The following is a 24,975-nucleotide window of genomic DNA, read 5'->3' on the forward strand; positions in this document are numbered from 1 at the left end:
CGTCCTTCTACCCCCGCATGACCGGGAAAAGGTCGCTGTCCATGACGTCCCCCGGCGCTAGCGTGCATTCCGGAAACTCAACAAATGGCGGCGACATCGTCCCCTTTCGGACAACGAAGCGCGCGTCGTCGCCCGTCCACCGGAACGATACGGCGCGACGGCGGGTATCGGACGCACTGTTGCCGGGGGCACCATGGACGGTCCGGAAATGGAAAGCGACACAATCGCCGACCTCAAGGCCGAAGGACAGTATTTCATGTTTGTCCCTCTCGGCCTCGAAATCAGGAATCGGTTCGAAGCCTTCGTCCTCCCGATCATAATCGACCCCGGTGAACCGAGTCGGGGTGAACCAGCGATTCCATTTGTGCGATCCCTTGATGAATTCCACGCCGCGTTCCTTCGGCACGGGATCCAAGGGAACCCACAGGCTGACATTGTCATCGCCATTGACGCAGTAATAGGGCTGATCGTGATGCCAGGGCGTGCGTTCCGCCGTGCCCGGTTCCTTCACCACCACATGTTCGTGGAACAGGTTCACCTTCTTGGATCCCATCAGGGCCATTGCGATATCGGCGGCCGGGGAGTTACGGGCGAAATCTTCATATTCCGGGATCCGCGACCAATTGCAGTAATCGCCGAAGAAATGGCCCGATGCCCCTTCCGGCGTGTATTCGCGGCGGTATTTGCCAGGCTCGGCGATGTTCCGCTCCAGCCCCTTGGTCAGGACCTTGATCCATTCCGGCGAGAAGGCGTTCCGAACGACAACGACACCGTCTTCCTTAAAGCGTTGCGAGAGTTCCCGATCGACGTTTTGCACAGCAGCCATACCCAGTAATCCCCCGTAATCCTAAGCCATCCCAAAAAACCGATCCGTCGGCGCATGCCGATCCGGCTTGGGTCATGGTACCCCCACGCCCGATCCGGTCAATCGGTCAGATGACGGTTTCGTCGTTATCCCTGACGGCATCCTTGCCGGCGCCCGTGCCGCCTGGAAAGAAAAAGCGCGCCGAAAGAAAAAGGCGCCCGGCCTTTCGGCCGGACGCCCATCACCCGGGAGGACAGTTTGGAGGACCGTTCCGGATAAACTCTAAAAAACCTTCGACAGGAATCTTATGATCTTCTTCGACGCCTGCCAATGAAACCGAGCGCCGCAAGCGCCGTGGCGGCCAGCGGCAGCGCCGCCGGGACCGGCACGGTGGAGACCGTGAAATCGACGGTCAGGGCCGGGAAAACCGAAGTATTGCCGCTGTCGATACTGACGAAGTTGCCGCTGGCGAAACTGTCTGTTTCGACACTCAGGGTCAGCAAATCTCCCGCCAGAGCCGACAGTACCGGCAAGGTGCTGCTGAAGTCGCGCGAAATCAGCAGGCCGGCATTCTCCGGATCGTCGATCGTGGAATCGACAACTTGGGTCTTTGATGCGGTGAAATCGGCGGCGTCTATCGTGCCGTCACCGTTATAGGCGAAGACGTCGTAAACCGCCGGCAGAAAAGGCCCGATAATCGGTGAGGTCAGAGTCATCGTCAGATTGACGCTGTTGATCACCGCTGCGTCTGGAATGGCGGAGAGATCGAATTCCAGGAAAATGCGGCGCTCCAAGCCCCCCGATTGCGTGAAGGACAGGACTGTATCCGTCGTGTCGATACTGGTACCGCCGAAGAGTTGGACATCGCCGTCGGCGGTTGGAGTGAACCCCAATACGGTCGCCGCGGCCGGCCCTGCGCCTGCGCCTGCGATCATGGCAATCGCCGCCGCAATAGACATCAAATGCCTTCGCATGAATGAAAACCTCCGAGTTTGTGTTTTCACCCGCCCCAATAACAACGTTATTTTACCAATTTTCATATTACAAGAATACCGCCTCATTTTTTGTATAAGTTTTGTCAACCGCTGTGCAACGCGCGGGTATTGGGAAAAATGAACCCAATTCGCGCCGGGTCATTTCCCAGGCCCCTTGGCGCCTCCCAGTCCCCCAAGCACCGGTCCTGTACAACGCTGGCGCCGGATCAGACCAGCGCCTGAAAGTCATGTGGACATAGCCCCCCTCGGCTCTTGCACCTTGCAATGTAAAACGATCGTTTTACATTATGCCCATGGATGCAGGAGCAGGTTCCCATGGATATGACTAGCAAACTTACCGCCGTCGCCGAGCGGCTCTTCGACCGGCACGGCTACATGGCCACCGGCATGGACCGGCTGACGGAGGCTGCGGGGGTCTCGAGCCGCACGCTCTACAAGCACGTCGGCAGCAAGACCGAGCTTATGGCCCGCGTCCTGACCGAGCGGGACCGGCGCTTCATGGCCCGGATCGAGGTGCGGAGCGTCGACGCCCTGTTTGCCGCGCTCGAGGACTGGGTCCGGGTGGAGGGATGTCGTGGCTGCCTGTTCCTTCGCACGCGCGCTGAAACCGGGGGCGACACGCCGGAGATTGCCGAAGCGGTTTCACTGCACAAGGAGGCACTTCAACAACGGATCCGCGAGGTCGTCGCAATGGACCTGGGACGCGAAGACCTCGCGCTCGCAGAGCAGGTGCTGGTCCTCTTCGAGGGCGCGACCCACGCGGCTGTCTATCGCGGAGCGCAAACCGTCTCAGCGGCAAGGGCAGCGGCGTTCACCTTGCTGGAAAGGGCGCGCCCATGAGCCCGGCCCTTCGCATCGGCGCGACGGGCTTCGCGCTCATTGCGGTCTGTTACGGTTTTGCCCGCTTCGCCTTCGGCCTGTTCCTGCCGCAGATCGACAACGAACTGGGCATTGGCACGTCCCTCAGCGGGATGATCTCGGGTGGCTCATTCGCCGGCTACTGCGTCGCCATTGTCGCATCGGCCATCTTGACCGAACGGTTCGGCGCGCGCGCCGTCGCGGTTGGGGCGGCCCTCGTTGCGTCAATCGGCATGGCGGGCATCGCGCTTGCGACGTCGCCACTGATCCTAGCCATTGCCGTTTTGGTCGCCGGATCGAGCACAGGCCTAGCCTCGCCGCCCATGGCCGCCGCGGTCGCGGCAGCCGTCAGCAAAGGACGGCAGGACCTGACGAACACGGTCATCAATGCCGGTGTGAGCGCGGGTGTCGCGCTGTCGGGGCCCATCGCGTTGGTCATCACGGGGCAATGGAGATTGGCCTTTGGCGCTTTCGCAGCCGTGGTTCTGGTGTTGGCCATCGCCGCCGCGATCTCGCTTCCTGCCGCGTCGGGCAACGGCCGCGCCGGTGGTCTGCCCCCGATGACAGGGCCGGTTCTAAGACTGATCTCCGCATCCTTCCTGATGGGGGCCTCGAGCACGGCGCTCTGGTCCTTCGGCGGCCAAATCGTCGCGAACCAGCTGGACTGGGGAACGACCGGAACTGGCCTTCTTTGGACCTGCATCGGCGCCGGCGGACTTGTTGGAGCCTTGGCAGGAACGCTCGTCGGAAAGTTCGGTCTCGACCACGTTCATGGGGCGTTTTTAGGTCTGATGGCGGCCAGCATCCTGTCCGTCGGTATGGGCCTTGGTCCCGTCCCCACGCTGGTTGGCGGTGCCGTTTTCGGCGCGGCCTACGTGATGCTGACGGGTGTTTACCTCATTTGGGGCACCCATGCCGTATCCGACCGGCCTGCAACAGGGCTCATGGTCGGCTTCTTGACCATCGCCGTTGGGCAGACCGTCGGCGCACCGATTTTCGGATTGTTGATGGCGGGTCCGGGCGTCGATTTTGCGGTGATTTTTTTCGCCGTTGTCGCCCTGTTCGCCGGGGCATTTCCGAAAGGTACTCTTTTACTGGGGGATAATTTGGAAAAGAAAAGGCGCCAAGCCATACGGCAAGGCGCCCAGTATTGAACAGGAAAGCAGGGAGAGAGAAACCAAATTAAACGCTAAACGTCGTCGATCCGGTCAACCGCGCGGTCAACGACGCCCGGCCATGGGTCAAACCGAAGCGATCGATCCTTTTTGACCTTTCGTGCGCGGGCAATGCCGCTTCTGAAGGTATCCGCTTTCCACTCCGCCGGATTCGGCGAAGGACAGCGCGCCCTTCGGTGTGTCGGTGTCGGAACAGCCGATCATATGAACATCTTGATCCGCCGCGGGGGTAAACGGCGTCATGGTCACTACGGAAGCCGCGCCGGCGGCCAATACCGCAGCAAGCCCCAGGGCAGTAGTGAATTTTCGCATAGTGCAATTCTCCGGGTCAGTCGTGAAATGTCGACTTAGTGAATAACAGTGTTATACGGTATTCGGAGAAGAATAACAATGTTATTTTTTGACCAATTTTGAAGAAGGCTGCATCCCTGCCCCAGATTGGAATCAGGCGTCCGATGGAGACGGTCGTTTCTTGCGTGAAATATCGGACGATAGAAGACGGAACCACAGGCCCCGGGACCGCAGAACAGGGCAAATCGCTCAAATCGGAAGGCAAACAGACCCGGAACCGGGCCTATCTGGCCCCTTACTGCGGCGGAATGGAATAAGTCGCCGTCACATGGGCGCACATGCGATCGTCCCCTTCAGGATGGATCGACATGTCCCCGACCGCCAAACGCTTGCCGAGTTTGATCAGCCTTGCGTCGCAAAGCAGGTCCTTCTCCGCCGGTTTGTGCAGGAAATTGATGTTGAGATTCGTGGTCACCGCCAGGGCGACGGGCCCGATCGCGCCCATCAACCCGACATACATGCCGTAATCCGCCAGCGCCATCATGGCAGGGCCGGAAATCGTCCCGCCCGGCCGTACAAAATTGTAATCATATGGCAAACGCACCCGGGCCCAGCCAAAACCGATCTCATCCACCTTGAAGCCGTACAGGGCAACGAAGGGGGCCAGTTCGCCGACCAGTTCGTCCAGTTCGGCAATAGTCAGTTTCGGGGTCTGGTTCGGGTCGAACGGGGCTTGGGGTGCGGGCATGGATTGGATATTCTCCCAAACAGGATATCAACTGGGAAGCGTGCCGAAGCGCGCCGATAGCGAGGGTGAGAAAGATGACCGCAGTTGCCGCTTCTGTCGAGGCCGAGCCCATGGTCCTCCGCGAGGACCGGGACGGCGTTTCACGCCTGACCCTCAACCGGCCGTCTGCCTATAACGCCTTTTCCCTGGGGTTGATGGACGCGCTGACCGAGTGCCTGCGAGAGATCGATCTGGATCACGGCATCAAGGTGGTCGTGATCGAAGGGTCCGGAAAAGGCTTCTGCGCCGGGCATGACCTGAAGGAAATGAAGGCCAATCCCGACCGCGCCTTTCGCGCCAAGACCTTCGAGACCTGTTCGAAGATGATGATGACCGTAACCCAGCTGCGCCAGCCGGTGATCGCGAAGGTGCATGGCATCGCGACCGCCGCCGGGTGCCAGATGGTTGCGACCTGCGATTTGGCCGTCGCCGCCGATACCGCGCGGTTCGGCACGCCGGGCGTCAATATCGGCTTGTTCTGCTCGACGCCGATGGTGGCCTTGTCCCGTGCCGTGCAGCGCAAGCAGGCGATGGAAATGCTGCTGACCGGCGATATGATCCAGGCCGACAAGGCGGTCGAGTTCGGACTGATCAACAAGGCGGTGCCGGAAGAAGATCTGGAACGGGAAACCGCAGCGCTGGCGGACAAGATCGCGACCAAGTCCGGCCTTGTCCTTAAGACCGGCAAGGAAGCCTTCCACCACCAGATCGATATGACCCTGTCGGACGCCTATGCCTATTGCGCTGAAGTCATGACGGACAATATGGCATTCGACGATGCGGAAGAAGGCATCGCCGCTTTTATCGAAAAACGCAAACCCGTCTGGAAGGACAGTTAATCTTATGAGTCTCGCTGCCGATCTCCTCGCCCAGCTCAAATCCGGAGCCAAGCCGATCCTGCCGACCGACCGGGACCATGAAGCGGATTTCTATTCCGATGCCTTCGTCCGGGACATCATGCGTGGCTGCAAGGTGATCGCGATGGTGGGCGCCAGCGCCAATTGGAACCGGCCCAGCTACTTCGCCATGAAATATCTTCAGCAGAAGGGCTACCGGGTCATTCCCGTCAATCCGGGCCAGGCGGGCAACAAGATCCTGGGGGAAACGGTCTATGCGAAACTGGCCGATATCCCTGAAAAGATCGATATGGTCGATGTCTTCCGCAATAGCGAGGCGGCGGGCGCGTTGGTGGACGAGGCAATCGCCACCGGCGCTTCCGTCTTCTGGCTGCAACTGGGCGTCATCAACCATGACGCGGCCCAACGCGCCGAGCAGGCCGGAATGCGGGTGATCATGAACCGCTGCCCGAAAATCGAATATGCGCGGCTTTCCGGGGAATTGAGTTGGAACGGCATCAACAGCCGAGTGATCAGCGCCAAGAAACGCGGCTTGTAGGGTGCGAAGGCCCCGTTAGAGCGGGTCCCACTAGAGCAGGCCCCTCTAAAGCAGACAAAGCACGCCGTAGCAGCGTCCCAGGCCCAGTTCAAAGACGCCCCAGAGGATACCGTCCAATATGACGCAGGCGAGCAGGAAGAGCAGCACGGCCCGCCAGGTTATACGCGTCCCCAGCATCGGTTTGTTCAGCCAGGCCATGGGCGTGGATTGTCGCGCCTGGGCGCGTTCGGCCATGCCGGCGACGTTTACCTCGCGTTCCGGCGTCGTCGCCGCGCCCTTCAAGGCGGCAGAGGCCGACGCGGCGGCCTTGGTCTTCTTGCGGCCCTTTCGGGATTTGCCGGATTGCGCCATGTCTGCCTTTCATCCCCGTGCCGGGTGTGCGCCGCGATGACCGGGCGGCGCGACCTTACCCTTCAATTCGATGAGATAACCGAGTCCGTCTGGACGCGCCACCTGGAACGGGTGCCACGGTCCAACCTGTTCCAGGACTGGGACTTCGGGGAGGCGATGGCGAGAACCGAAGGCCAGACGCCTTTCCGAGCCGTAATCCGGGCAGGCACGCTGGAACTGGGTATCGTTCAGGGGTTTCATGAGCGTATCTTCGGTATCCTCACCTTCACCCGAATCCTGCGCGGCCCCCTCTTCTTCCAATCCACGCCGCCAGAAATTCATGCCATTGCCATCAAAAAGGTGAAGCGCGTCTTCCCGGTCTCTAAACTGCACTGGTCCACGGTGATGCCGGAGATCGCGCCCTCACCCACCTGGGACGAGGCTGCATCGTCCCGGTCCCTCCACAGGATAATGGATGGCTATGAAAGTGCCTGGCTCAACTTAACCAAACCCGAAGAGGCCCTTCGCGCCGGACTGAACCAGAAATGGCGGAACCAACTTGTCCAGGCGGAAAAAGCGGGACTGACCGTCGAGGAAGGCGGCGATCCCGCTTGGCTGCTGGCGGCTTACGAAGATCAGCGCCGCAACCGCCGCTATAAGGGGCCATCCGCGGCTTTGCTCGGTGTCCTGCCGCGCAGCAAGATGCTCACGCTGCACTGCTTGGGGGCTGACGGTGTTGCGATGGCCGGCGTGCTGTTCATCCGGCATGGGTTGGACGCGACCTATCAGGTCGGCTGGACCGGGGAAGAAGGCCGCACGGCCAACGCGCATAACCTGCTGCTGTGGGAAGGCGTCAAACGCCTGAAGGTCGAAGGCGTGCGCGGGTTGGACTTGGGCGGGATCGATGCGGAGAAAATGCCGGGAATCGCCCATTTCAAACAGGGATTGGGCGGCGAGGCTTTTCACTGCGCCGGTGTCTACTTATAAGCACCCCACCGAATACCGGGAGGCGACCATGCGCGATCAGACGACATTGCAGAAGAAGGATATCGAGGAAGGCAACCTCCTTGCCCCGAAATTCGATGAGAACGGATTGATCCCCGTCGTAGCCCAGCATGCCGATACGGGCGAAATCCTGATGCTGGCCTATGCAAATGCGGAAGCGCTGCAAAAGACGGTGGAAACCCGCCTCGCTCATTACTACAGCCGCAGCCGCAAGTCGCTTTGGCTGAAAGGCGAGACCAGCGGTCAGACACAGGAAGTCGCCGATATTCTGATCGATTGCGACCAGGACGCCGTGGTCCTGAAGGTCCGCCCGCAAGGCGACGGCGGCTGCTGCCATGTGGGCTATCGCAGCTGCTTTTTCCGCAGTGTCGAGGACGAAGACACCCTTTGGTTCAACGCGCAAAAACTCTGAAACGCGCGTCAGAATCGGTGTTCAGGACTCAATGACCTTGAAATGGCGGCCCAGGGACTGGGCCACCAGGGTCAATATCCCGGCGATCAGAAGGTTCGCGACGAAGGGCACCACCGCGTTGCATCCGCTGTGAATGGCAAACTCGGTCGCCCAGGATTGATCCGAGACATAGGCGCGGCACGCCGCGTCCCAATCGAACACCTCGAAATAGAGGTAGGTATCGAGCGCAAAGACCAACACGAGCACACCGATCCAATAGATGTGCAATTGGTGGTGATAGCCCCGCATGGAAAGTCGTTCGAACGCGTTCGGTGGTCTCTTTTCGGCCATGGCGGAAGAATAGCACCCTTCGCCCGAATTGTCCCTACTCCGCCGGCACCGTTTCGCCCTCGAACTTGGCCGGCCGGTCGGACGGCAGGAACAGGACAACAACAACCGCGAGAACGGACATCGCCGCCAGCCCCAGGATCAGCCATTCGAAGCTGCCGGTCGCCTCCCGCACCCAGGAAATCAATTTCACGCCCAGGGGCGCCGCACCGAAGGCCAGGATGAACTTGATGCCGAAGGCCAAGCCCTGGTGCCGTTCAGGCGTGTATTGGGACAGCAGCATGTTTTCCGATGGCAGCGCGCTGTTGTTTAGAACCACCATGAAGGTCGCCGCGGTCAGCAGCATGACGTCGCCCGTCAGCGCAACGATCGTCAGCAAGGGTATCTGTCCCATCCAGCAGATCACATAGACCATCTTCTTAGAATGATGATCGGCCATATGGCCGCCGACCACCTGCATCGCCGCACCGGCCACATAGACGGCCGCAACCATGGCGCCGACCAGGGCCAGATTGCCGCCGACCAGACCGATCAAGCCTTCCTCGAACAATTTCGGCATGGCCGCCTGCATGGTGCTGTAGAGCAAGCCGATGGCGAACATCGGGAACAGCAGCAGACAAAAGGCCTTCAAGTTGCCGTTGCCCATGGCAGGGTTGTTTTTCCGCGCCGACTTTTCGCCTTCGCTGATCCGTCCCGTCGCCACACACCACAGCATCACCGCGCCAGTGCCGGCGCAGAGGATGCCCGGCAGCAGGAAAGCTTCCCGCCAGGAGAAGAACTCCAGAATCAACCCGGTAATGCCGCCCGCCGCCGCCGCGCCGAGCCCGCCGAAAATGCCGTTCACCGCCAGTTTCTTACCCGTAGACCCATCCGAATTGCGGATCAGCCAGGAAATGCCGACCGGATGATAGATCGCGCCGAACAGGCCGATCATCGCCAGGAAACCGGTCAGGACCAAATCCTGCTCTGCAAAAGCGCAGGCGGCCGTCGCCGCCCCCATGCCCAGAAACATGATCACCATCATGCCCGGCGCGCTCCAGATATCCGCCAAGCGCCCCGCCGGCAGCGAGGCCGCGCCGATCAGGATGGAGGCCGGCAGCCACAGTTCGATCAGGTCATGAAAAGGACGGTCCCAATCCGCCGCCATCGCGATGACGATGGTGAAGTACATCGCCGCGAAATAATGGAAATAGAAATGCCCGATGCAGGAGAAGATCAGGGACAATCTGGCGCTGGACGCAGACATGGCGCTCTCTCGATGTCTTGAATGGCCGGACTATGATCCCGCCCGCGCCGTCAAACAACCAAGCGATGTTTCACAAGTGTATTGTACGGGTCCAAACAGGCTTCATAGACCGGTTTCAGCCTGTCCGGCACCACCGCTTCCTTTTCAGTATAGGGCATGAAGCCGGTGGATGCGTTAACGGAGGCGTACCAATGCGCGCCCCAGACCCCATCGCTGTCGCGCGGCCCGTCCGGCCAATTCAGCATCGCCGCGTCGAAGGGAATACCGACCCTGGCGCACAGCGCCGACAACATCCCTTCGGGATTCTTCAGCACATCCGCAGACTCCAGGACCGGCGGCGCGCTGCCCAGCATGTCGCAGACTCGGTCGAACAACTCGATTTGCCGGTGATAACCCAGATCCGCCGCCGTCACCTCTTCCCGTTTCGCCGCATAGGACGCGACGACGAATGCCGGGTCGCGGATCAGGAAGCAATTCGCCATCCCGTCCGTCCAATTCAACCCATAATGCGGCAGCATGTGATGGGTCATGTGCTTCTGATACCAGACGGGTTTTCCGTCCGGCACAGAACCGGTCACGTGGCGCACCACATTGCGCCAGTCGGTGGGCTGAGAGGCGATCACCGCACCGCGCATCGGATGGTCCAGGCCGGTCTCGTAGAGATAGGCGGCATAGAAGGGTTCGTCCGAGACCGCACAGTCGGCCCGGTTTTCGAACGAGCGCATCATCGCCGTCGAGATGTTGCGCGGGCCGGACCACATGGCGATCCGGATCGGGGCGTTCTCGTCGCTCATTCCCAGTATCCCTCGTTCACCGAACTCAAACTTCGGACCACGCCGCTAGTCGGCCGGACATTCCTGCTGGATCAAATCGGCGTAGAGCGACTGAAGCCGCGCCGTCATCTGACCCCGTCCGCCATCACCGATCTGCCGACCGTCGACCGTGCCCACCGGCATGACGCCGGCGAACGTCCCTGTCACAAAGGCCTCCTCCGCGCCGTAGACTTCGGTCAGGCTGAAATCCTTCTGATAGACGGGAACGGCGTTCCGGTGCGCCAATTCGATGATGTTACCCCGCGTGATGCCCTTCAGGCAGTACTTGCCGGTAGAGGTCCAAAGCTCACCCTTGCGGACGATGAAGAAATGCGTCGAATTGCAGGTCGCGACAAAGCCGTGCGGGTCCAGCATCAACGCTTCATCCGCGCCGGCCTTGTCCGCCTGAATGCAGGCGGCGATGCAATTCAGCTTACTCAAGCTGTTCCACATCGGGTCCTGCACATCCGGCGCGCCGCGACGGACATGGGCGGTGAACAGCGACATCGGCCGTTCCTTGGCGGTCGGATGGGCTTCCTTCCATTCCGGGATAATCACGACCGTCGCGCCACCGACATTGGCCTTCGGGCTTTGATAGGGGGTGCTCTTCAAGCCGCGGCTGACGACCAGTCGGATATGAACGCCCGAATGCATGCCGTTGGCTGCGCAGGTGTCCATGATTTTCTTGGCCAATTCCGCCGGCGCCATACCGATATCGAGGTCAATGGCCTTTGCGCCTTCATAAAGACGGTCCAGATGCTCTTCCAGGAAGGCCAACTTGTTGTTGTGCAGGCGGATCCCTTCCCAAACGCCGTCCCCCAAGAGGAAACCGGAATCGAAGACGGAGACAACCGCCTCAGCGCGGGGAACAATCCGCCCGTTCACATAGATCCGGACCGTTTCGTTGCGCGGATCCTCATGATGGGCATGGCTGCCCGTTTCCATGTTCATGTCGCCTCCAAACACCGATGGGCGCAAACCGGCACCCTACCCCACTCCAACACTACGCGCCGTCAGGCGTTGAAATCCAGGTTCCAGACGCGATAGCGGGCCGGGTCGTCTTGCCAGCGTTCGCGGACCTTTACAAAAAGATAGAGATGAACCGGACAGCCGAGCAACTCGACCAGTTCCTCGCGCGCTGATTTACCGATGACCTTCACGCGTTGGCCGCCCTTGCCCAGGATGATGGCCTTTTGGCTGTCGCGGGCGACATAGATGGTCTGCTCGATCTTCACCCCGCCGTCATTCGTCGGCTCCCACAACTCGGTCTCGACCGTGGTCGCATAGGGTAGTTCCTGGTGGACGTTGAGGAACAGCTTCTCACGCGTCACTTCCGCAGCCAACAGCATCTGTGGCATGTCGGAAAGCTGGTCTTCCGGAAACATCCAGGGGCCCGGCGAAACATTGGCCGCCAAATGGTCCAGCAAATCCTGCGCGCCGTAGCCCTTCAGGGCCGAAATCATGAACGTGTCCGTAAAGGCGCCGGATTCGTTCAACGTGGCTGCCAGTTCCAGCAGCTTTTCACGCTTCACCAGATCGATCTTGTTCAGGGCCAGCACGGCTTTCGCCTTGCGTTGCACAAGACCATCCAGGATCGCCTGGTTTTCCGCGTTCAATCCGACCGACGCATCGATCAGGAAGACCGTTTGATCGGCCTCGTCCACGCCCATCCAGGCGGCGCCGACCATTGCGCGATCCAGGCGGCGTTTCGGCTGGAAAATCCCGGGCGTATCGATGAAGACGATCTGCGCCTGCCCCTTCATCGCGATGCCCATGACGCGGGTCCGGGTCGTTTGGACCTTATGAGTGACGATCGACACTTTCGCGCCGACCAGCAGGTTGACCAGGGTAGACTTCCCCGCATTCGGCGCACCGATTACGGCAACAAAACCACACCGGGTTTCTCCGCCGTTCGGGTCGCTGGGGTCGTCTGGGCCACCGGACTTGCCGGATTTGGTGTTATGGGTGGTCATTCTGCTTTCTTCAACTCCGCCAGCAAGGCCGTTGCGGCCGCTTGTTCCGCCGCCCGCTTGGACCGTCCCGTCGCGCTTCTGGATGTCCCGTCCTTCACCTTCGCGGCAATCGTGAATACCGGTGCGTGGTCGGGGCCGCTGCGTTCGACGATTTCATATGTCGGCAAGGGCTGTCCGCGCCCCTGCAACCATTCCTGCAGACTGGTCTTCGCGTCACGCGGCGGTTCAAGCTCGCGCTCCAGGAACGGACGCCAAAGTGGCTCGACAAAGCGCTGGGCCGCCCCCAATCCACCAATACGATAGATCGCCGCGATTATGGCTTCGCATACATCGCTGGTGATGGCACTGTTCTGACGCCCGCCCGATGTCTCCTCACCCGCCGACATCAGGATATAGGCCGGCAGGCCGATCTGGGTAGCGACCTCGGCCAATGTCTCTTTACGGACAAGGCCTGCATGCCGCTTCGCGATGGGGCCTTCGTCCTCCTGCGGGAACGCCTTCAACAGCATTTCGGCAACGATCAGGCCCAGAACGCGGTCGCCCAGAAATTCCAGACGTTCATAGCTGGTGCCGGCGCCGATCAAACTGCGATGCGTCAACGCCCGCCGCAGCAGGTCCTTGTCCGCATCGGTCAAATCCGTGTCGCCGAGCTGAAGCGCGGCAATCAGGGTGGCGTCGATCGGTTTAGTTGATCCCATTGAGCAGACGTCCATACCGGATCGCGAACGGCCAGTTCCAGATTTCCCAGACCTCCGCGCTGCCGTCGGTCGAGAAGAAAAGCCTTTCCGCGCGGCCAATCAGGTTTTCCGCGGGTACGAAGCCGACCTGGCTCAACACGCGGCTATCCTGCGAGTTGTCGCGGTTGTCGCCCATCATGAAATAATGACCTTCAGGCACCGTATAGACCCGCGTATTGTCCAGATGCCAATTGTCGCCGCGTTCCTCGATAATCCTATGCTTCACCCCATTCGGCAGGGTTTCCTCATATTGGCGGATATGTTTCTCCGCCACCGTGCCCCTGTTGACGACATAATCTTCCATACGGCGGCGCTCAACGGCTTTGCCATTGATGTGGAGGATACCGCCCGTCACCTGGATCTTGTCGCCCGGCAGGCCGATGACGCGTTTGATATAATCGATCTTGGTATCCGTGGGCAGGCGGAACACAGCGACATCGCCGCGCTCCGGCTCATCACCCAAAATCCGCCCTGAAAAAGGAATCAGGCCCAGGGGAAAGGAATACTGGCTGTAGCCGTAGGAAAATTTCGAGACGAACAGATAGTCCCCGATTAACAACGTCGGGATCATCGAACCGGACGGAATATTGAACGGCTCGAACGCGAAAGTCCGCACGCCAAGTGCGATCGCAAGCGCGAACACGAGGGTTTTGAACAACTCCATGAAATGCGGCCTCTCTTCACCTCAATCAATCCGCGCCGCAACCTGCCTCTTTCGGCGGTGCATCGCGAAAATTCCATCCCGGCGCGGGATAAGGCCCGGCGCGTCGCCGCAAGTCAAGGCGGCGGCGGGTCACACCGGGCAAGCCGGACACCAGCCTAGGGTTCCGGCGGCCCTCAGGGGTCCGTCGGATCGGGCCAATCCAGCGGTACGGCGGACAGGATCACCACCGCCTGGGCCAATCCCGACTCGTCGGTGAGACTGACATTCGCAAGCGATTTGAACCCGGCCGGGGTCAAGCCCAACAGCCGTTCGCGCGCCCCGCCGGTAATGTTCAGGGTCGGCTTGCCCGATGGCAGCGGCACGACTTCCATGTCGCGCCAGAACACGCCTTTTCGGAATCCTGTGCCGAGCGCCTTGGAACAGGCCTCTTTCGCGGCGAACATCTGCGCGTACCGGTCAGCGCGGCGCGCCGGCCGCCGTTCCGCGCGCATCCGTTCCTGATCGGTATAGAGCCGGTGTGTGAACCGCTCACCAAATTGTTCCAACGTGTCGCGGATACGGCCGATATCGCAAAGGTCGGTTCCCAATCCAATGATCATACCGCAGCCCCCGTCCCACCTTCGGAAATGTCCCGATTTTTCTTGGCCGCGATACGCGCGCGGCGGATCAACTGATACTTGGCCACCATCGCCCGCAAGGGAAAGAAGAAGGCCGCCCAGACGACCAGAGCCGTCGGCACCCCGCCAACCATCATCGGCACGAAAATCGCCCAGAAATTATCGGCCAGGTAGGACAGGCTCAAATGTTGGTAATTCAGCTCAATCGCGTCCCGGCCCAGAATCCAAACACCCAGCGTGTAGATCCAGGCCCAAATGAAGGGAAAGGTCCAGGGATTGCCGACCAGGGTCCCCAGCGCCGCCGCCAGGACACTGCCCCGGGTCAGCCAAGCCCCGATGGCCGACCCAATAATGTGCAGCCCCATGAACGGCGTGCAAGATATCGCGGCGCCCCAGGCAAACCCGGCGGCAATGGAATACGGCGTACCCGGCAGGCGCCCGACGCGATGCTTGAAATAATCCGCGCTGCGCCGCCACCCGATCGTCGGCCAGACGGCCTCCCGCACATGGTGGTGAACCTGTCGCTTACGGCGGCGTTTGAACATGAACGGGAAACCCGTGCGCTTAGTGGAATATGTCAGACATTGAAATTGGCCTGTCGCGCTTTACGACGCAAGCGCAGCATGGATTATTGTGGCTGTAGCGGATAGCCCAACCACCCCTTTCTCACCACATCCGGCCGGCGGCGTATTCCGGGTAGCCTTCGTCATAGGCGACGGCGTCGAAGTCTTCCTTCATTTCCTTGACGAACTGCCCGGCACTGGGCACCGCGGGTTTCTCCGTCACCGGGGTCCATAATTGCGACCGCATGATCGCCTTGGCGCATTGGAAATACATCTCGCCAATCGTGACCGCGATAACGGTCTTGGGCAGTTTGTCCTTCTTCGCGAATGTGACGCGGATATCCTCATCCGCGGTCAGCGCCGCTTGGCCGTTGATGCGCACGACATTGTCGCAGCCCGGCACCATGAACATCAAGCTGACCCGCCCGTCGCGAACGATATTGCGCAAGCTGTCGATCCGGTTGTTGCCGCGCCAATCGGGCAACCAGACGGTCTGTTCGTCGACGATCCTGACCACCGGCCCATCCTCGCCGCGCGGGCTGGCATCGGTCCCTTCCGGCCCGACGGTGGAGATCACCAGGAAGCGCGACGCCTCGATCCATTGCCGATACAGCGGCGTCATCTTTTTCGCGACCTTGGTCAGCGACGCCGGCACGGGTTCATCGTAAAGAGCGTCGAGAGCGTCCAGGCTGTCGATGGTCTGCATGGTTTTCCCCTTAGGCGTGGCGGAATGTTAGCTGAAGGCCCGGTCCACGGAATTGACGACCGGCGTGGCGCGGAGCGCGGCCATAATGTTGCTGAGCTGGCGGACCCCGGTAACTTCGATATCGAGCAGCATCTCGTAGAAATCTTCGCCGCGATTGGTGAATTTCAGATTGAAGATATTGCCGCCGCTGCGGCCGATAACGCTGGAAATCGTCCCCAAACTGCCCGGTTCGTTGGCGATCACCGCATGGACGCGCCCCATGAAGCCCTGCGGTTCCTCCGCATCCGTGTCCCAGCTGACATCGAGCCAGCGGTCCGGCGAATCCGCGAAATCTTCCAGCGTGCTGCAGTTGATCGTGTGGATGGTCACCCCGCGGCCGGTGGTGACGATGCCGACGATCCGGTCGCCCGGCAATGGATGGCAGCAGCGCGCGTAATGGATCGCCATGCCTTTGATCAACCCTTTCACCGGCACGCTGTGACGGTGGGGATCCTTGGCTTTCTGCGTCGGCGGGATCTGCTGTTTCTTTTGTTCCAGCTCCTGCGCCTGTTCAGCCTTGGCGCCCGGATAGACCGCATAGAGAACATCGCGCCCGGTGATCCTGCCCTCGCCCACCGCGACATAGAGGTCGTCGACCGTATCGACCTTGAATTTCGCGGTCACCCCACGCAGGGCCTTTTCGGTCAGGTCGTAATCGCCCTGTCGGAAGGTGCTGTCCAACACCTCGCGGCCGAGGCCGAAATACTGGTCGCGCTGTTTGGAACGAACGAAGCGGCGAATGGCGGACCGCGCCTTGCCGGTAACGATAAAGGCTTCCCAGGCGGGTGACGGCGTCTGCGCCTTGGAGGTGATGATTTCGACCTGATCCCCGTTGCGCAATTCGGTCCGCAGCGGTTTGATCCGGCCGTTGATCTTGGCGCCCACGGTGCGGTTGCCCACATCGGTATGGACAGCATAGGCGAAATCGACCGGCGTCGAGCCGCGCGGCATGGCGTGCAGATCGCCCTTCGGCGTGAAGACGAACACCTGATCGGCGAACATCTCCATCTTGGTGTTTTCCAGAAAGTCGTCCGGCCCGGACGCGTTGGACAGGATATCCAGCATGTCGCGCATCCAGCGATATTGCCGCCCTTCGCGCGCCGGTGCCTCCGACCCGTTGGCCTTATAGCGCCAATGCGCGGCGACGCCCAATTCCGCCACGTCATGCATTTCTTGGGTCCGGATCTGAACCTCGATCCGGGTGTTCTCCGGCCCGATCACGCCCGTATGCAGGGATTGGTATCCGTTCGGCTTCGGCAGCGAAATATAGTCCTTGAACCGGCCCGGCGTGACCGTATAGCGGCCGTGAATACAGCCCAATGCGCGGTAGCAATCGCCGAGATTTTCGACGATGACCCGGAAGGCAACGATATCGGAAAGTTGTTCAAAACCAATATTTTGTCGCTGCATCTTGCGCCAAATTGAGAATGGCGACTTCTCCCGTCCCAGAACGGTCGCCTCAATCTCGTTCGCCTCAAGCAAGGTCTGCAATTCTGCGACCACCTTACCGATGGTGTCGCCGCTTTCCTCATGAAGGTAATGCAGGCGGTTGACGATGGAACTGCGCGCGTCCGGGTTCAATTCCGCGAAGGCGAGATCTTCCAGTTCGTCCTTCCAGTCCCTGATGCCGATACGCTCGGTCAGCGGGACATAGATTTCCATGGTCTCAAGCGCGATGCGGCGGCGCTTCTCCTCTTTCGAGATGAAGTGCAGCGTGCGCATGTTGTGGAGGCGGTCGGCCAGTTTCACGACCAGAACGCGGATGTCCTGAGACATGGCCAGCACCAGCTTGCGGAAATTCTCCGCCTGCTTGGTCCGGCTGGACTGCAATTCCAACTGGGTCAGCTTGGTGACGCCGTCGACCAGGCCCGCCACTTCGGGACCGAAAGTGTCCTGAATGATCTCCAGCGTGGCATCGGTATCTTCGACCGTGTCGTGCAGCAGGCCGGTGACGATGGAAGATGCGTCGAGGCGCTTCTCGCTCAGCAACCCGGCGACTTCGACCGGGTGGGAAAAGTAGGGATCGCCCGATGCCCGGGTTTGCGTCCCATGCGCCTTCATCGCAAAAACATAGGCGCGGTTGAGGAGGCCCTCATCCGCGCCCGGATCGTAGTGCTTTACACGCTCCACCAGTTCATACTGACGCAACATGTTTCTTTACACCCCTTTATCGGGGAAAGGGGCCGGTTGAAGACCGGCCCGTACCAGAAAAAACCGCCCCGCGAGCGGGTTGCGAAAGGGATCGCTTAGTCTTCAAAGAAGCCCGGCTCCATATCCTCGAACGCCGGCATGTCGGGCAGAGCCCGCGCGAAGGGCGACATCGGCTCCGGCTCCGGCTCTTCCACCGGCTTGTCTTCCAGCGTGCCGTTCGACATCTGCTCCATCATATCGACTTCTTCCGGCTCATCGACATCGACATGGCGCTGCATGTTGCGGATCAACTGGTCCTGCAACTCAGCCAGGGGAACGGTTTCATCGGCGATTTCGCGCAGCGACACGACCGGGTTCTTATCGTTGTCGCGGTCGACCGTGATCGATGCGCCGGTCGCGATATCACGGCTGCGCTGAGCCGCGACCAAGACCAGGTCGAAACGGTTCGGAATTCTTTCTACACAATCTTCAACGGTAACGCGCGCCATGCCAAAACGTCCTTCAATCTTGCTTTCGTCGCCATCGTCGGCGGTGTGTCGACCTTGGGCCCAACTGAACCGGGAGCCCCGCCACGCCGCACGAGTAAAGACCGACACCCAACAACATAGTGGGCCCGGTCTGAACTTTCCAACCGAACGACAGGAGTTTTCGGTAAATTTTTGAGGCGCGAAATATACGGTCGATGCGCGGGCAATGCAACATCAAGACGCGTCGTGCCCCGGCCGAAAGGGTCAAGGTCGCCGCATTCCCGCTAAAAAGCCTCATATCGGGCGCATTCGGGCCTAATAACGTCGTTGTCTTTTGCCAATAGTTGCGCATCGACACTTGATACTTACTTGTCGGACTTAAATTCTAGCTGTAAGAAATTCCGCTTGGTCGGACTTGATCACGATAAAAAACACTAAGTCATTCGGGTACAAGTCATTTTCGAAGTTTTTGAGTTTTTGGGGGCTCACATTATGGATATGGGGTTTTACAAGGAAGAGCGAGTCGCTCTGTTCATTGACGGTGCTAATCTTTATTCCGCTGCACGGACATTGGGATTCGATATCGATTACAAGAAGCTGCTGGACCAGTTTCGCGGCGAATGCCAGATGGTCCGCGCGTTTTATTACACCGCCTTGTTTGAAGAGCAGGAATATTCGCCGATCCGTCCGCTTGTCGACTGGCTGGACTACAACGGCTACACGCTGGTTACCAAACCGGCCAAGGAATACACCGACGCCCAGGGCCGCCGTAAGGTAAAAGGCAATATGGATATCGAACTGGCGATCGATGTTCTGGAAATGGCCGAACATATGGATCATGTCGTGTTGTTCTCCGGCGACGGCGATTTCCGCCGCCTGGCCGAGGCCGTTCAACGCAAAGGCCTACGCGTCACCGTCGTCAGCACCATCAAGACCTCGCCGCCGATGGTCGCCGACGAACTGCGTCGGCAATGCGACAACTTCATCGAATTGTCGGAACTGTCCAAACTGGTCGCGCGCAATTTCCATGACGGGGCCCGCCCGGCGCCCCGGCCGCGGAAGGAAAACTTCAAATCCGCCGAATACCGCGACGATGCCGAGGACGACCTCGAAGAAGATTACGAAGACGACTATGAAGAAGAGTTCGACGACGACGACGAAGCGGTCGTAGAGCGCGTCTAAACAGGCACGCGCGCCCCTCACCTCACTCCTTTCAGGTCGTCCAACCGGGAAACGCCGTGACGGAAGAATTTTCAGTTCCGGAACAGACTTGCGCGCTTTGCCCCAGGCTGGCCGCCTTCCGAGCGGACAACCGGGCGGCCCATCCCGATTGGCATAACGGACCGGTGGACAGTTTTGGACCGCTTGGCGCGGAACTTCTGGTCATCGGCCTGGCCCCCGGCCTGCAGGGCGCGAACAAGACCGGCCGGCCCTTCACGGGTGATTACGCGGGCGATCTGCTCTATGCCACGTTGTCCGGTCATGGATACGCGAAGGGCACATACGACAAGCACCGCGGTGACGGGCTGGAACTGGTCAATGCGCGGATCACCAATGCGGTGCGCTGCGTCCCGCCACAGAACAAGCCGATTGGGTCGGAAGTTTCCAATTGCCTGCCCTTCCTGGCGCGCGAGATCGCGGCTATGCCGAACCTGAAAGCCATGCTGTGCCTGGGCCTTCTGTCACATAATGCGACGTTGCGGGGATTGGGGTTCAAGCAATCCGCCTTCAAATTCGGCCATGGCAGCGTTCACGATCTACCCGATACCGGCGCAGTCCTTGTCGATAGCTATCATTGCTCCCGCTACAACACGAATACCGGCCGCTTGACCGTGGAAATGTTCGATGCCGTTTTCGATACGCTGGACGGAATTCTTGCCGGGGCCTGACGTCTCGCCCAGGATGGTCCGCGCAGTGCTACCCGACCGGACCCCTTCATGATCAAAACCGCCATTGTTCTTGCCGTCATTGTCCTGGTTGCCGGGGCTTTCATACTGCGGGCGATGCGCGCCATGAAGGCCCAGATCGAAAGCGACGCGGACGAGGCCGACGATTGGACGGGCGCGAAACGCTTCGGCGGCAAATTCGAGGGCGATGCCGGCGGGGTTTCCGAAACCAACCGCCCCCCGCCGGAAGATGAAATCCGCCGGACATGGACGCCGATCCGCGCACCGGTGAACGGCGCGCTTTCGAAACCGGGCGGCACGGCCACAATCCCGGTCAGCGACGCGCAGCTGCGCAAATACGCCGATTGGTGCGACCGGCGCTGCACCGGCGCTTGGCTGATCGTGCTTCCTGTATCCGGCCCCGCCACACTATGGTTCCGAAACCGGGCGGACGCGGAAGCCTTCGCCCGGGTCTGGCATCCGCTTGCCGGAACCTGAAACGAACTGGCAGCAGAACCAAATCTCAATTGAATTGGGAGGCAGACCATGACCTTAACCATCTACAATCCAGACACCATCGCAGCGCCCCTTGCCCGCTATTCGCATGCCGTGGAGATCCCTAAGGACGCCCGCGCCTTGTTCATTTCCGGCCAGGTCGGCCTGACGCCCGACGGCGCGATGCCGGACAGCGCGGAAGAACAGTCCGAAAATGTCTGGCTGAACTTGAAGGCGATCCTTGAGAATGCCGGTATGGGGCTGGAGGATCTTGTCCGGGTGAACGCCTATATCACCGACGCGCGTTATGTTGCCGCCTACCGCACAGGTCGGGACAAGGTGCTGACCGACGGCATCGCACCGGCTTCCACCTTGGTGGTCGTCTCCGGACTGGCCGACCCGAAAATGAAGATCGAGGTTGAGGCCGTCGCGGCGAAATCTTGAACGCTACCCTCTCGGCTAAAACGCCGCGATATTAACCGGTTTGAAAGCATTTCCGGGCTATCTCCCGCTCTCCCGCCAATTCGGCAGGCTGATCGAGGAGTTGCCCCCATGCCCCGCAAGATTTCCGCATTTCTTTTGTCCGCCTGCGCCCTGCTGGCGCCCATCGGCGTGCAGGCTGCCGGGGGCAAGGCCCATTGGGGGTATTCAGGGCACGAAGGTCCCGAGCATTGGGCCGAACTGTCGCCCGGCAATGCGGCCTGCGCGGGCACGTCCCAATCGCCGATCGACATCATTTCCGCTGCGGCAGTTGCGGCCGGCGGATCAACGCCGGAAGTGGATTGGCACGGTTTCGCGCCCTCGGTCGTGAATAACGGCCATACGATCCAGGTGAATACGGGCGGCCATGGCGGGTCGCTGGTGGCGGGCAGCCGACGCTACGACCTGCTTCAATTCCACTTCCATCACCTGTCCGAGCACACAATCGATGGCAAGCACGCGCCGCTCGAAGTCCATTTCGTGCACAAATCCGACTATGGCGACTTGTTCGTGATCGGCGTGATGATCGAAGAAGGCGACGCCAACCCGGTTCTGGAGGCGGTTTTCGAACATATCCCGGAAGCGGGCCACACCCATGAGGCCACGCATGAGATCGACCCCGCCGATCTGTTGCCCGGCGACCATGCGGCCTTTCGCTATCGCGGGTCGCTGACCACCCCGCCCTGCTCCGAGATCGTTACCTGGCATGTGATGGAAGGTGCCGTCACCGCCAGCAAAAGCCAGATCGAGGCATTCTCGTCCTTGTACTCGGACAATTTCCGCCCGGTCCAGCCCGCCAACAATCGCATGGTCGTGATCAGCGACTAGGCTCGGGTCCGCCCCTTACCGCCCCTTCCAGACCGGGTCGCGCTTTTCGGCGAAGGCGATGGCGCCTTCCTTCTGATCTTCGCTGGAATACAGCGTCTTCACCGTCGGTAGTTTGGACTTGGTCACGAGATCGAAGGCTTCCTGCACCGGCAGGTGGCTCGTCTCGCGCACCACTTCCTTGATCGCCGCGTAGACCAGCGGCGGACCGCTTGCCAGCAGGTCGGCTTTCGCGCGCGCGACGGTCATCAGGTCGGCCGCCGGCACCACTTCGTTCACCACGCCCCATTGCTTCGCCTCCGCCGCGTCGAAACGGCGGCCGGTGAACAGCATTTCCATGGCGACATGGTGGGGAATGCGGCGCGGCAGTTTGATCGTCGCCGCATCCGCCAAGGTGCCGGACCGGATTTCCGGCAAGGCGAACATGGCATGATCGGCGGCGATGATGATGTCCGCGCTGATCATCAATTCGAACCCGCCGCCGAAGGCGATGCCGTTCACCGCCGCGATCACCGGCTTGTTGAGGTTCGGCAATTCCTGCAAACCGCCGAAGCCGCCGACGCCGTAATACTCGTCCGGCCCCTCACCAGCTGCGGCGGCTTTCAGGTCCCATCCCGGGCAGAAGAACTTGTCCCCGCCGCCCGTCAGAATGGCGACCCGCAGTTCGGGATCGTCCCGAAACGCCGCAAAGACATCGCCCATTTCGCGGCTGGTCGGGGCATCGATGGCATTCGCCTTCGGCCGGTCCAGGGTCACTTCCAGCACCGCGCCGCGGCGTTCCACTTTCACGGAGTCGCTCATCTTCTCTATTCCTCCACCCATCGTATCAGGGCGTCCGCGGCAACAGCGCCGTGGCCCCCTTCTTCATCTTGGGGCAAAACCATCAGCGGATTGATATCCACTTCCAAAATCCGGTCGCCCAAATCCGTGACCATCGCACCGACGCTTTCAACCGCGGAGACCACCGCTTCCCAATCGGCCATGCGCCTGCCGCGATAGCCGCGCAGCAGCGGCGCGCAGCGCAGCGAATTCAAGGCCTCCTCGATCCGCTCCCGCGTGGCGGGCAACAGGATGATGGCGGCATCGTTCAGCAGTTCGACCAATTCGCCGCCCGCGCCGACCACCAGATGCGGTCCGAATTGCGGGTCGCGGTTCACGCCAATCAGCAGTTCGGCGACCGACCCGGCCACCATCTTTTCCACCATCACCCGGTCGGCCAGCGTGAACAGGTGCTCCGCCGCCGCGGCAACGGCATCCCCATCGCCCAGATTGAGTTTTACCGCCCCGGCTTCGGTCTTATGCGCCAGGGTCGCTGAAACCGCCTTGGCGACGACCGGGAAGCCCAGAGCCTCCGCCGCGGCGACCGCTTCCGTCGCGGAGGTGACCAGCGATCCTTCCGGGGTCCGCAACCCATAGCGCCGGGCCAATTGCTTCGACCGCCATTCGTCCAATACCACGGCTTCGCCCACAGGGTCCGGGCCGACTGGCGACGGAAGCCAGTCAGACTGTTTTCCGGCCCGTGCGGCGGCGGCAATGGCGCCCAATCCTTCTCGCAGCCCCTGCAAGGGGACGACACCGGCTTCCAGGAACCGTGCCGCAGCCTCCGGCGTCATGTTCTCGGAAATGCTGGCCAGGACGGCGGCCGGGCGGCCGCTGATCCGGGCGGCATCGATATAGGCGTCGATCGCCGGTTCCCAGCCCGATGTGTCGCATTTGGCCGGATGCGGAAAATCGATGACCAGCACGCCCATATCCACATCCGCCGACAGGGCCGCGCCGAAACAGTCGGTCATCGCCTGGCGGTCTTCCCAGATATAGGTGTGGTAGTCCAAGGGATTGGCGATTGCCACCTTGTCGCCCAAGACATCGTAAAGGCGGTCATGCACCGCCTGCGAAAAGTCGGGATAAGTCAGCCCCATATCCTCGCCCAAATCCGCCATCAGCGAGGCTTCACCGCCGGAACAGCTCATTGAGGCGATCCGGTTCCCCGACAGCGGCGGCACCACGGAAAGCAGTTTCAGCGTTTCCAGCAAGGTCGACAGGTCGTCCACCCGTGCGATCCCGATGGCGTCGAACAAGGTTTGATACAGCGCATCGGACCCGGCGAGCGACGACGTGTGGCTCATCGTCGCCTGCGCGCCCTTGTCCGACCGGCCGGCCTTCAAGACCACAATGGGTTTGCCCGCCTGCTTGGCCCGCGCGGCGGCCCGCGCGAAAGCGGCGATATCGTCGATGCTTTCGGCGATCAGGCCGATACAGGTCACGCGCTCGTCCAAGGCCAGGGCGTCGATATAGGCATCGAAACCCAGATCGGCCTTGTTGCCGACGCTGATCACATAGGCCAGCGGCACGGTACGCTGCTGCATGGTCAGGCTGATGGAAATATTGCCGCTTTGCGCGACGATGGCAGCGCCGCGCTCGACCCGGACACCGCCATGCTGGTCCGGCCACAGGGCCGCGCCGTCCAGATAGTTCAGCGCGCCATAGCAGTTCGGCCCGACGAAGGGCATGGCGCCCGCCGCCGCCAGCAGGTCATCCTGGCGTTTGATCCCGAGGCCGCCGACTTCCTTGAAGCCGGATGCATAACAGACCGTCCCGCCCGTCCCCAGCGCCGACAGCCGCTCGACGACATCGACCGTGGCGTCCGGCGGGATCGCGACGAAAGCCGCGTCCGGCGCGCCTGGCAGGTCCTCGACCGTTGCGAAACAGGGAATGCCCGACATATCGGCCCGGCGCGGATTCACCGGCCAGATCTCACCGTCGAACCCGATTTTCAGCGATTGCTCGACGACGGTCGCAGCCTCGTATCCGCCGATAACGGCCACCGACCGGGGACGCAACAGGCGGCGCAGACCGTCGATCTTGCCCGCGCGCTCTTGTTCGGCGTCGCCGCCCGATGCCGCGGGGTCCAAATGCCCATCCATGGACGTCTCC

Annotated in this window: 30 protein-coding genes; 11 read left to right on the forward strand and 19 right to left on the reverse strand. The window is 61.0% G+C overall.

Going from position 1 to position 24,975, the window contains the following annotated elements:
* Nucleotides 1-7: 7 nt before the first annotated feature.
* Both EOI86_RS09845 and EOI86_RS24605 read right to left on the reverse strand, forming a co-directional pair.
* Nucleotides 8-826 (reverse strand): phytanoyl-CoA dioxygenase family protein, encoded by an 819-nt coding sequence (locus tag EOI86_RS09845; protein ID WP_127764880.1) that lies wholly within the window; start codon nt 824-826, stop codon nt 8-10.
* A 284-nt stretch (nt 827-1,110) separates the two neighbouring features.
* Complete coding sequence (locus EOI86_RS24605) at nt 1,111-1,779, reverse strand: hypothetical protein (RefSeq protein ID WP_127764881.1); 669 nt, start codon at nt 1,777-1,779, stop codon at nt 1,111-1,113.
* 336 nt (nt 1,780-2,115) lie between these two features.
* Between EOI86_RS24605 and EOI86_RS09855 the strand changes: the two genes are divergently transcribed.
* Nucleotides 2,116-2,640: a TetR/AcrR family transcriptional regulator gene (locus tag EOI86_RS09855; RefSeq protein ID WP_127764882.1), complete on the forward strand. Its 525-nt coding sequence runs from the start codon at nt 2,116-2,118 to the stop codon at nt 2,638-2,640.
* Nucleotides 2,637-3,812, forward strand: coding sequence for an MFS transporter (locus EOI86_RS09860; protein WP_127764883.1), 1,176 nt, complete (start codon nt 2,637-2,639; stop codon nt 3,810-3,812). The genes EOI86_RS09855 and EOI86_RS09860 overlap by 4 nt, the downstream gene beginning before the upstream one ends.
* 87 nt (nt 3,813-3,899) lie before the next feature.
* On the opposite strand, the gene EOI86_RS09865 is transcribed toward EOI86_RS09860, so the two are convergent.
* Together EOI86_RS09865 and EOI86_RS09870 are read right to left on the reverse strand one after the other, a co-directional pair.
* Nucleotides 3,900-4,145, reverse strand: a complete 246-nt coding sequence (locus EOI86_RS09865) for a hypothetical protein (RefSeq protein ID WP_127764884.1) — start codon at nt 4,143-4,145, stop codon at nt 3,900-3,902.
* A 274-nt stretch (nt 4,146-4,419) separates the two neighbouring features.
* Nucleotides 4,420-4,872, reverse strand: a complete 453-nt coding sequence (locus EOI86_RS09870) for a PaaI family thioesterase (protein ID WP_127764885.1) — start codon at nt 4,870-4,872, stop codon at nt 4,420-4,422.
* Nucleotides 4,873-4,946: 74 nt separating this feature from the next.
* Here EOI86_RS09870 and EOI86_RS09875 point away from each other — a divergent pair, with 74 nt between their 5' ends.
* Together EOI86_RS09875 and EOI86_RS09880 are read left to right on the forward strand one after the other, a co-directional pair.
* Nucleotides 4,947-5,750 (forward strand): enoyl-CoA hydratase, encoded by an 804-nt coding sequence (locus EOI86_RS09875; RefSeq protein WP_127764886.1) that lies wholly within the window; start codon nt 4,947-4,949, stop codon nt 5,748-5,750.
* A gap of 4 nt (nt 5,751-5,754) precedes the next feature.
* Complete coding sequence (locus tag EOI86_RS09880) at nt 5,755-6,306, forward strand: CoA-binding protein (protein ID WP_127764887.1); 552 nt, start codon at nt 5,755-5,757, stop codon at nt 6,304-6,306.
* A 45-nt stretch (nt 6,307-6,351) separates the two neighbouring features.
* Here the strand turns inward: EOI86_RS09880 and EOI86_RS09885 are convergent, their stop codons facing one another.
* A complete protein-coding gene (locus EOI86_RS09885) occupies nt 6,352-6,657 on the reverse strand; it encodes a hypothetical protein (protein WP_127764888.1) in 306 nt (101 codons plus the stop codon).
* A 36-nt stretch (nt 6,658-6,693) separates the two neighbouring features.
* On the opposite strand from EOI86_RS09885, the gene EOI86_RS09890 reads away from it, so the two are divergent.
* Together EOI86_RS09890 and hisI are read left to right on the forward strand one after the other, a co-directional pair.
* Nucleotides 6,694-7,623 (forward strand): GNAT family N-acetyltransferase, encoded by a 930-nt coding sequence (locus EOI86_RS09890; protein ID WP_127764889.1) that lies wholly within the window; start codon nt 6,694-6,696, stop codon nt 7,621-7,623.
* A 28-nt stretch (nt 7,624-7,651) separates the two neighbouring features.
* Nucleotides 7,652-8,053 (forward strand): phosphoribosyl-AMP cyclohydrolase, encoded by a 402-nt coding sequence (gene hisI / locus EOI86_RS09895; RefSeq protein ID WP_127764890.1) that lies wholly within the window; start codon nt 7,652-7,654, stop codon nt 8,051-8,053.
* A gap of 21 nt (nt 8,054-8,074) precedes the next feature.
* Here hisI and EOI86_RS09900 read toward each other — a convergent pair whose 3' ends face one another.
* The 12 genes from EOI86_RS09900 to rpoZ all read right to left on the reverse strand — a co-directional run bounded on the left by EOI86_RS09900 (nt 8,075) and on the right by rpoZ (nt 18,376).
* Nucleotides 8,075-8,383 (reverse strand): hypothetical protein, encoded by a 309-nt coding sequence (locus EOI86_RS09900; protein ID WP_127764891.1) that lies wholly within the window; start codon nt 8,381-8,383, stop codon nt 8,075-8,077.
* 34 nt (nt 8,384-8,417) lie between these two features.
* Complete coding sequence (locus tag EOI86_RS09905) at nt 8,418-9,626, reverse strand: MFS transporter (protein WP_127764892.1); 1,209 nt, start codon at nt 9,624-9,626, stop codon at nt 8,418-8,420.
* Between the two features lie 50 nt (nt 9,627-9,676).
* A complete protein-coding gene (locus EOI86_RS09910) occupies nt 9,677-10,420 on the reverse strand; it encodes a sulfotransferase-like domain-containing protein (RefSeq protein WP_127764893.1) in 744 nt (247 codons plus the stop codon).
* A gap of 45 nt (nt 10,421-10,465) precedes the next feature.
* Nucleotides 10,466-11,389, reverse strand: a complete 924-nt coding sequence (locus EOI86_RS09915; protein ID WP_205032117.1) for an aminotransferase class IV — start codon at nt 11,387-11,389, stop codon at nt 10,466-10,468.
* Between the two features lie 62 nt (nt 11,390-11,451).
* Complete coding sequence (gene era / locus EOI86_RS09920) at nt 11,452-12,411, reverse strand: GTPase Era (RefSeq protein WP_127764894.1); 960 nt, start codon at nt 12,409-12,411, stop codon at nt 11,452-11,454.
* The gene (gene rnc, locus EOI86_RS09925) at nt 12,408-13,109 is read right to left on the reverse strand and encodes a ribonuclease III (RefSeq protein ID WP_127764895.1); all 702 of its coding nucleotides are present in this window, start codon (nt 13,107-13,109) and stop codon (nt 12,408-12,410) included. The genes era and rnc overlap by 4 nt, the downstream gene beginning before the upstream one ends.
* A complete protein-coding gene (lepB, locus tag EOI86_RS09930; RefSeq protein WP_127764896.1) occupies nt 13,096-13,812 on the reverse strand; it encodes a signal peptidase I in 717 nt (238 codons plus the stop codon). The genes rnc and lepB overlap by 14 nt, the downstream gene beginning before the upstream one ends.
* Nucleotides 13,813-13,985: 173 nt before the next feature.
* Nucleotides 13,986-14,411, reverse strand: a complete 426-nt coding sequence (gene acpS / locus EOI86_RS09935) for a holo-ACP synthase (RefSeq protein WP_127764897.1) — start codon at nt 14,409-14,411, stop codon at nt 13,986-13,988.
* Nucleotides 14,408-14,974 carry a DUF2062 domain-containing protein gene (locus EOI86_RS09940; RefSeq protein ID WP_127764898.1) on the reverse strand — a complete coding sequence of 189 codons (567 nt, stop codon included), beginning with the start codon at nt 14,972-14,974 and terminating at the stop codon, nt 14,408-14,410. Before EOI86_RS09940 ends, acpS begins: the two co-directional genes overlap by 4 nt.
* A gap of 121 nt (nt 14,975-15,095) precedes the next feature.
* A complete protein-coding gene (locus tag EOI86_RS09945; protein WP_127764899.1) occupies nt 15,096-15,698 on the reverse strand; it encodes a pyridoxamine 5'-phosphate oxidase family protein in 603 nt (200 codons plus the stop codon).
* 27 nt (nt 15,699-15,725) lie between these two features.
* The gene (locus EOI86_RS09950) at nt 15,726-17,888 is read right to left on the reverse strand and encodes a RelA/SpoT family protein (RefSeq protein ID WP_127764900.1); all 2,163 of its coding nucleotides are present in this window, start codon (nt 17,886-17,888) and stop codon (nt 15,726-15,728) included.
* Between the two features lie 95 nt (nt 17,889-17,983).
* Complete coding sequence (gene rpoZ, locus EOI86_RS09955) at nt 17,984-18,376, reverse strand: DNA-directed RNA polymerase subunit omega (RefSeq protein WP_127764901.1); 393 nt, start codon at nt 18,374-18,376, stop codon at nt 17,984-17,986.
* Nucleotides 18,377-18,853: 477 nt separating this feature from the next.
* On the opposite strand from rpoZ, the gene EOI86_RS09960 reads away from it, so the two are divergent.
* The 5 genes from EOI86_RS09960 to EOI86_RS09980 all read left to right on the forward strand — a co-directional run bounded on the left by EOI86_RS09960 (nt 18,854) and on the right by EOI86_RS09980 (nt 22,044).
* Nucleotides 18,854-19,537 carry a LabA-like NYN domain-containing protein gene (locus EOI86_RS09960; protein WP_127765214.1) on the forward strand — a complete coding sequence of 228 codons (684 nt, stop codon included), beginning with the start codon at nt 18,854-18,856 and terminating at the stop codon, nt 19,535-19,537.
* A 56-nt stretch (nt 19,538-19,593) separates the two neighbouring features.
* A complete protein-coding gene (locus tag EOI86_RS09965) occupies nt 19,594-20,244 on the forward strand; it encodes a uracil-DNA glycosylase (RefSeq protein WP_127764902.1) in 651 nt (216 codons plus the stop codon).
* A gap of 48 nt (nt 20,245-20,292) precedes the next feature.
* The gene (locus tag EOI86_RS09970; protein WP_127764903.1) at nt 20,293-20,739 is read left to right on the forward strand and encodes a hypothetical protein; all 447 of its coding nucleotides are present in this window, start codon (nt 20,293-20,295) and stop codon (nt 20,737-20,739) included.
* Nucleotides 20,740-20,787: 48 nt separating this feature from the next.
* On the forward strand, nt 20,788-21,180 hold the full coding sequence (locus tag EOI86_RS09975) for a RidA family protein (RefSeq protein WP_127764904.1): 393 nt from the start codon (nt 20,788-20,790) through the stop codon (nt 21,178-21,180).
* 108 nt (nt 21,181-21,288) lie between these two features.
* Nucleotides 21,289-22,044, forward strand: coding sequence for a carbonic anhydrase (locus EOI86_RS09980; protein ID WP_127764905.1), 756 nt, complete (start codon nt 21,289-21,291; stop codon nt 22,042-22,044).
* A 15-nt stretch (nt 22,045-22,059) separates the two neighbouring features.
* Here the strand turns inward: EOI86_RS09980 and EOI86_RS09985 are convergent, their stop codons facing one another.
* Together EOI86_RS09985 and EOI86_RS09990 are read right to left on the reverse strand one after the other, a co-directional pair.
* Nucleotides 22,060-22,842, reverse strand: coding sequence for a carnitinyl-CoA dehydratase (locus tag EOI86_RS09985; RefSeq protein WP_127764906.1), 783 nt, complete (start codon nt 22,840-22,842; stop codon nt 22,060-22,062).
* 5 nt (nt 22,843-22,847) lie between these two features.
* The gene (locus tag EOI86_RS09990; RefSeq protein WP_127764907.1) at nt 22,848-24,965 is read right to left on the reverse strand and encodes an acetate--CoA ligase family protein; all 2,118 of its coding nucleotides are present in this window, start codon (nt 24,963-24,965) and stop codon (nt 22,848-22,850) included.
* Nucleotides 24,966-24,975: the final 10 nt, after the last annotated feature.

It is taken from the genome of Hwanghaeella grinnelliae, assembly GCF_004005845.1.
In the GTDB taxonomy this organism is placed as follows: Bacteria; Pseudomonadota; Alphaproteobacteria; order UBA8366; family Aestuariispiraceae; genus Hwanghaeella; species Hwanghaeella grinnelliae.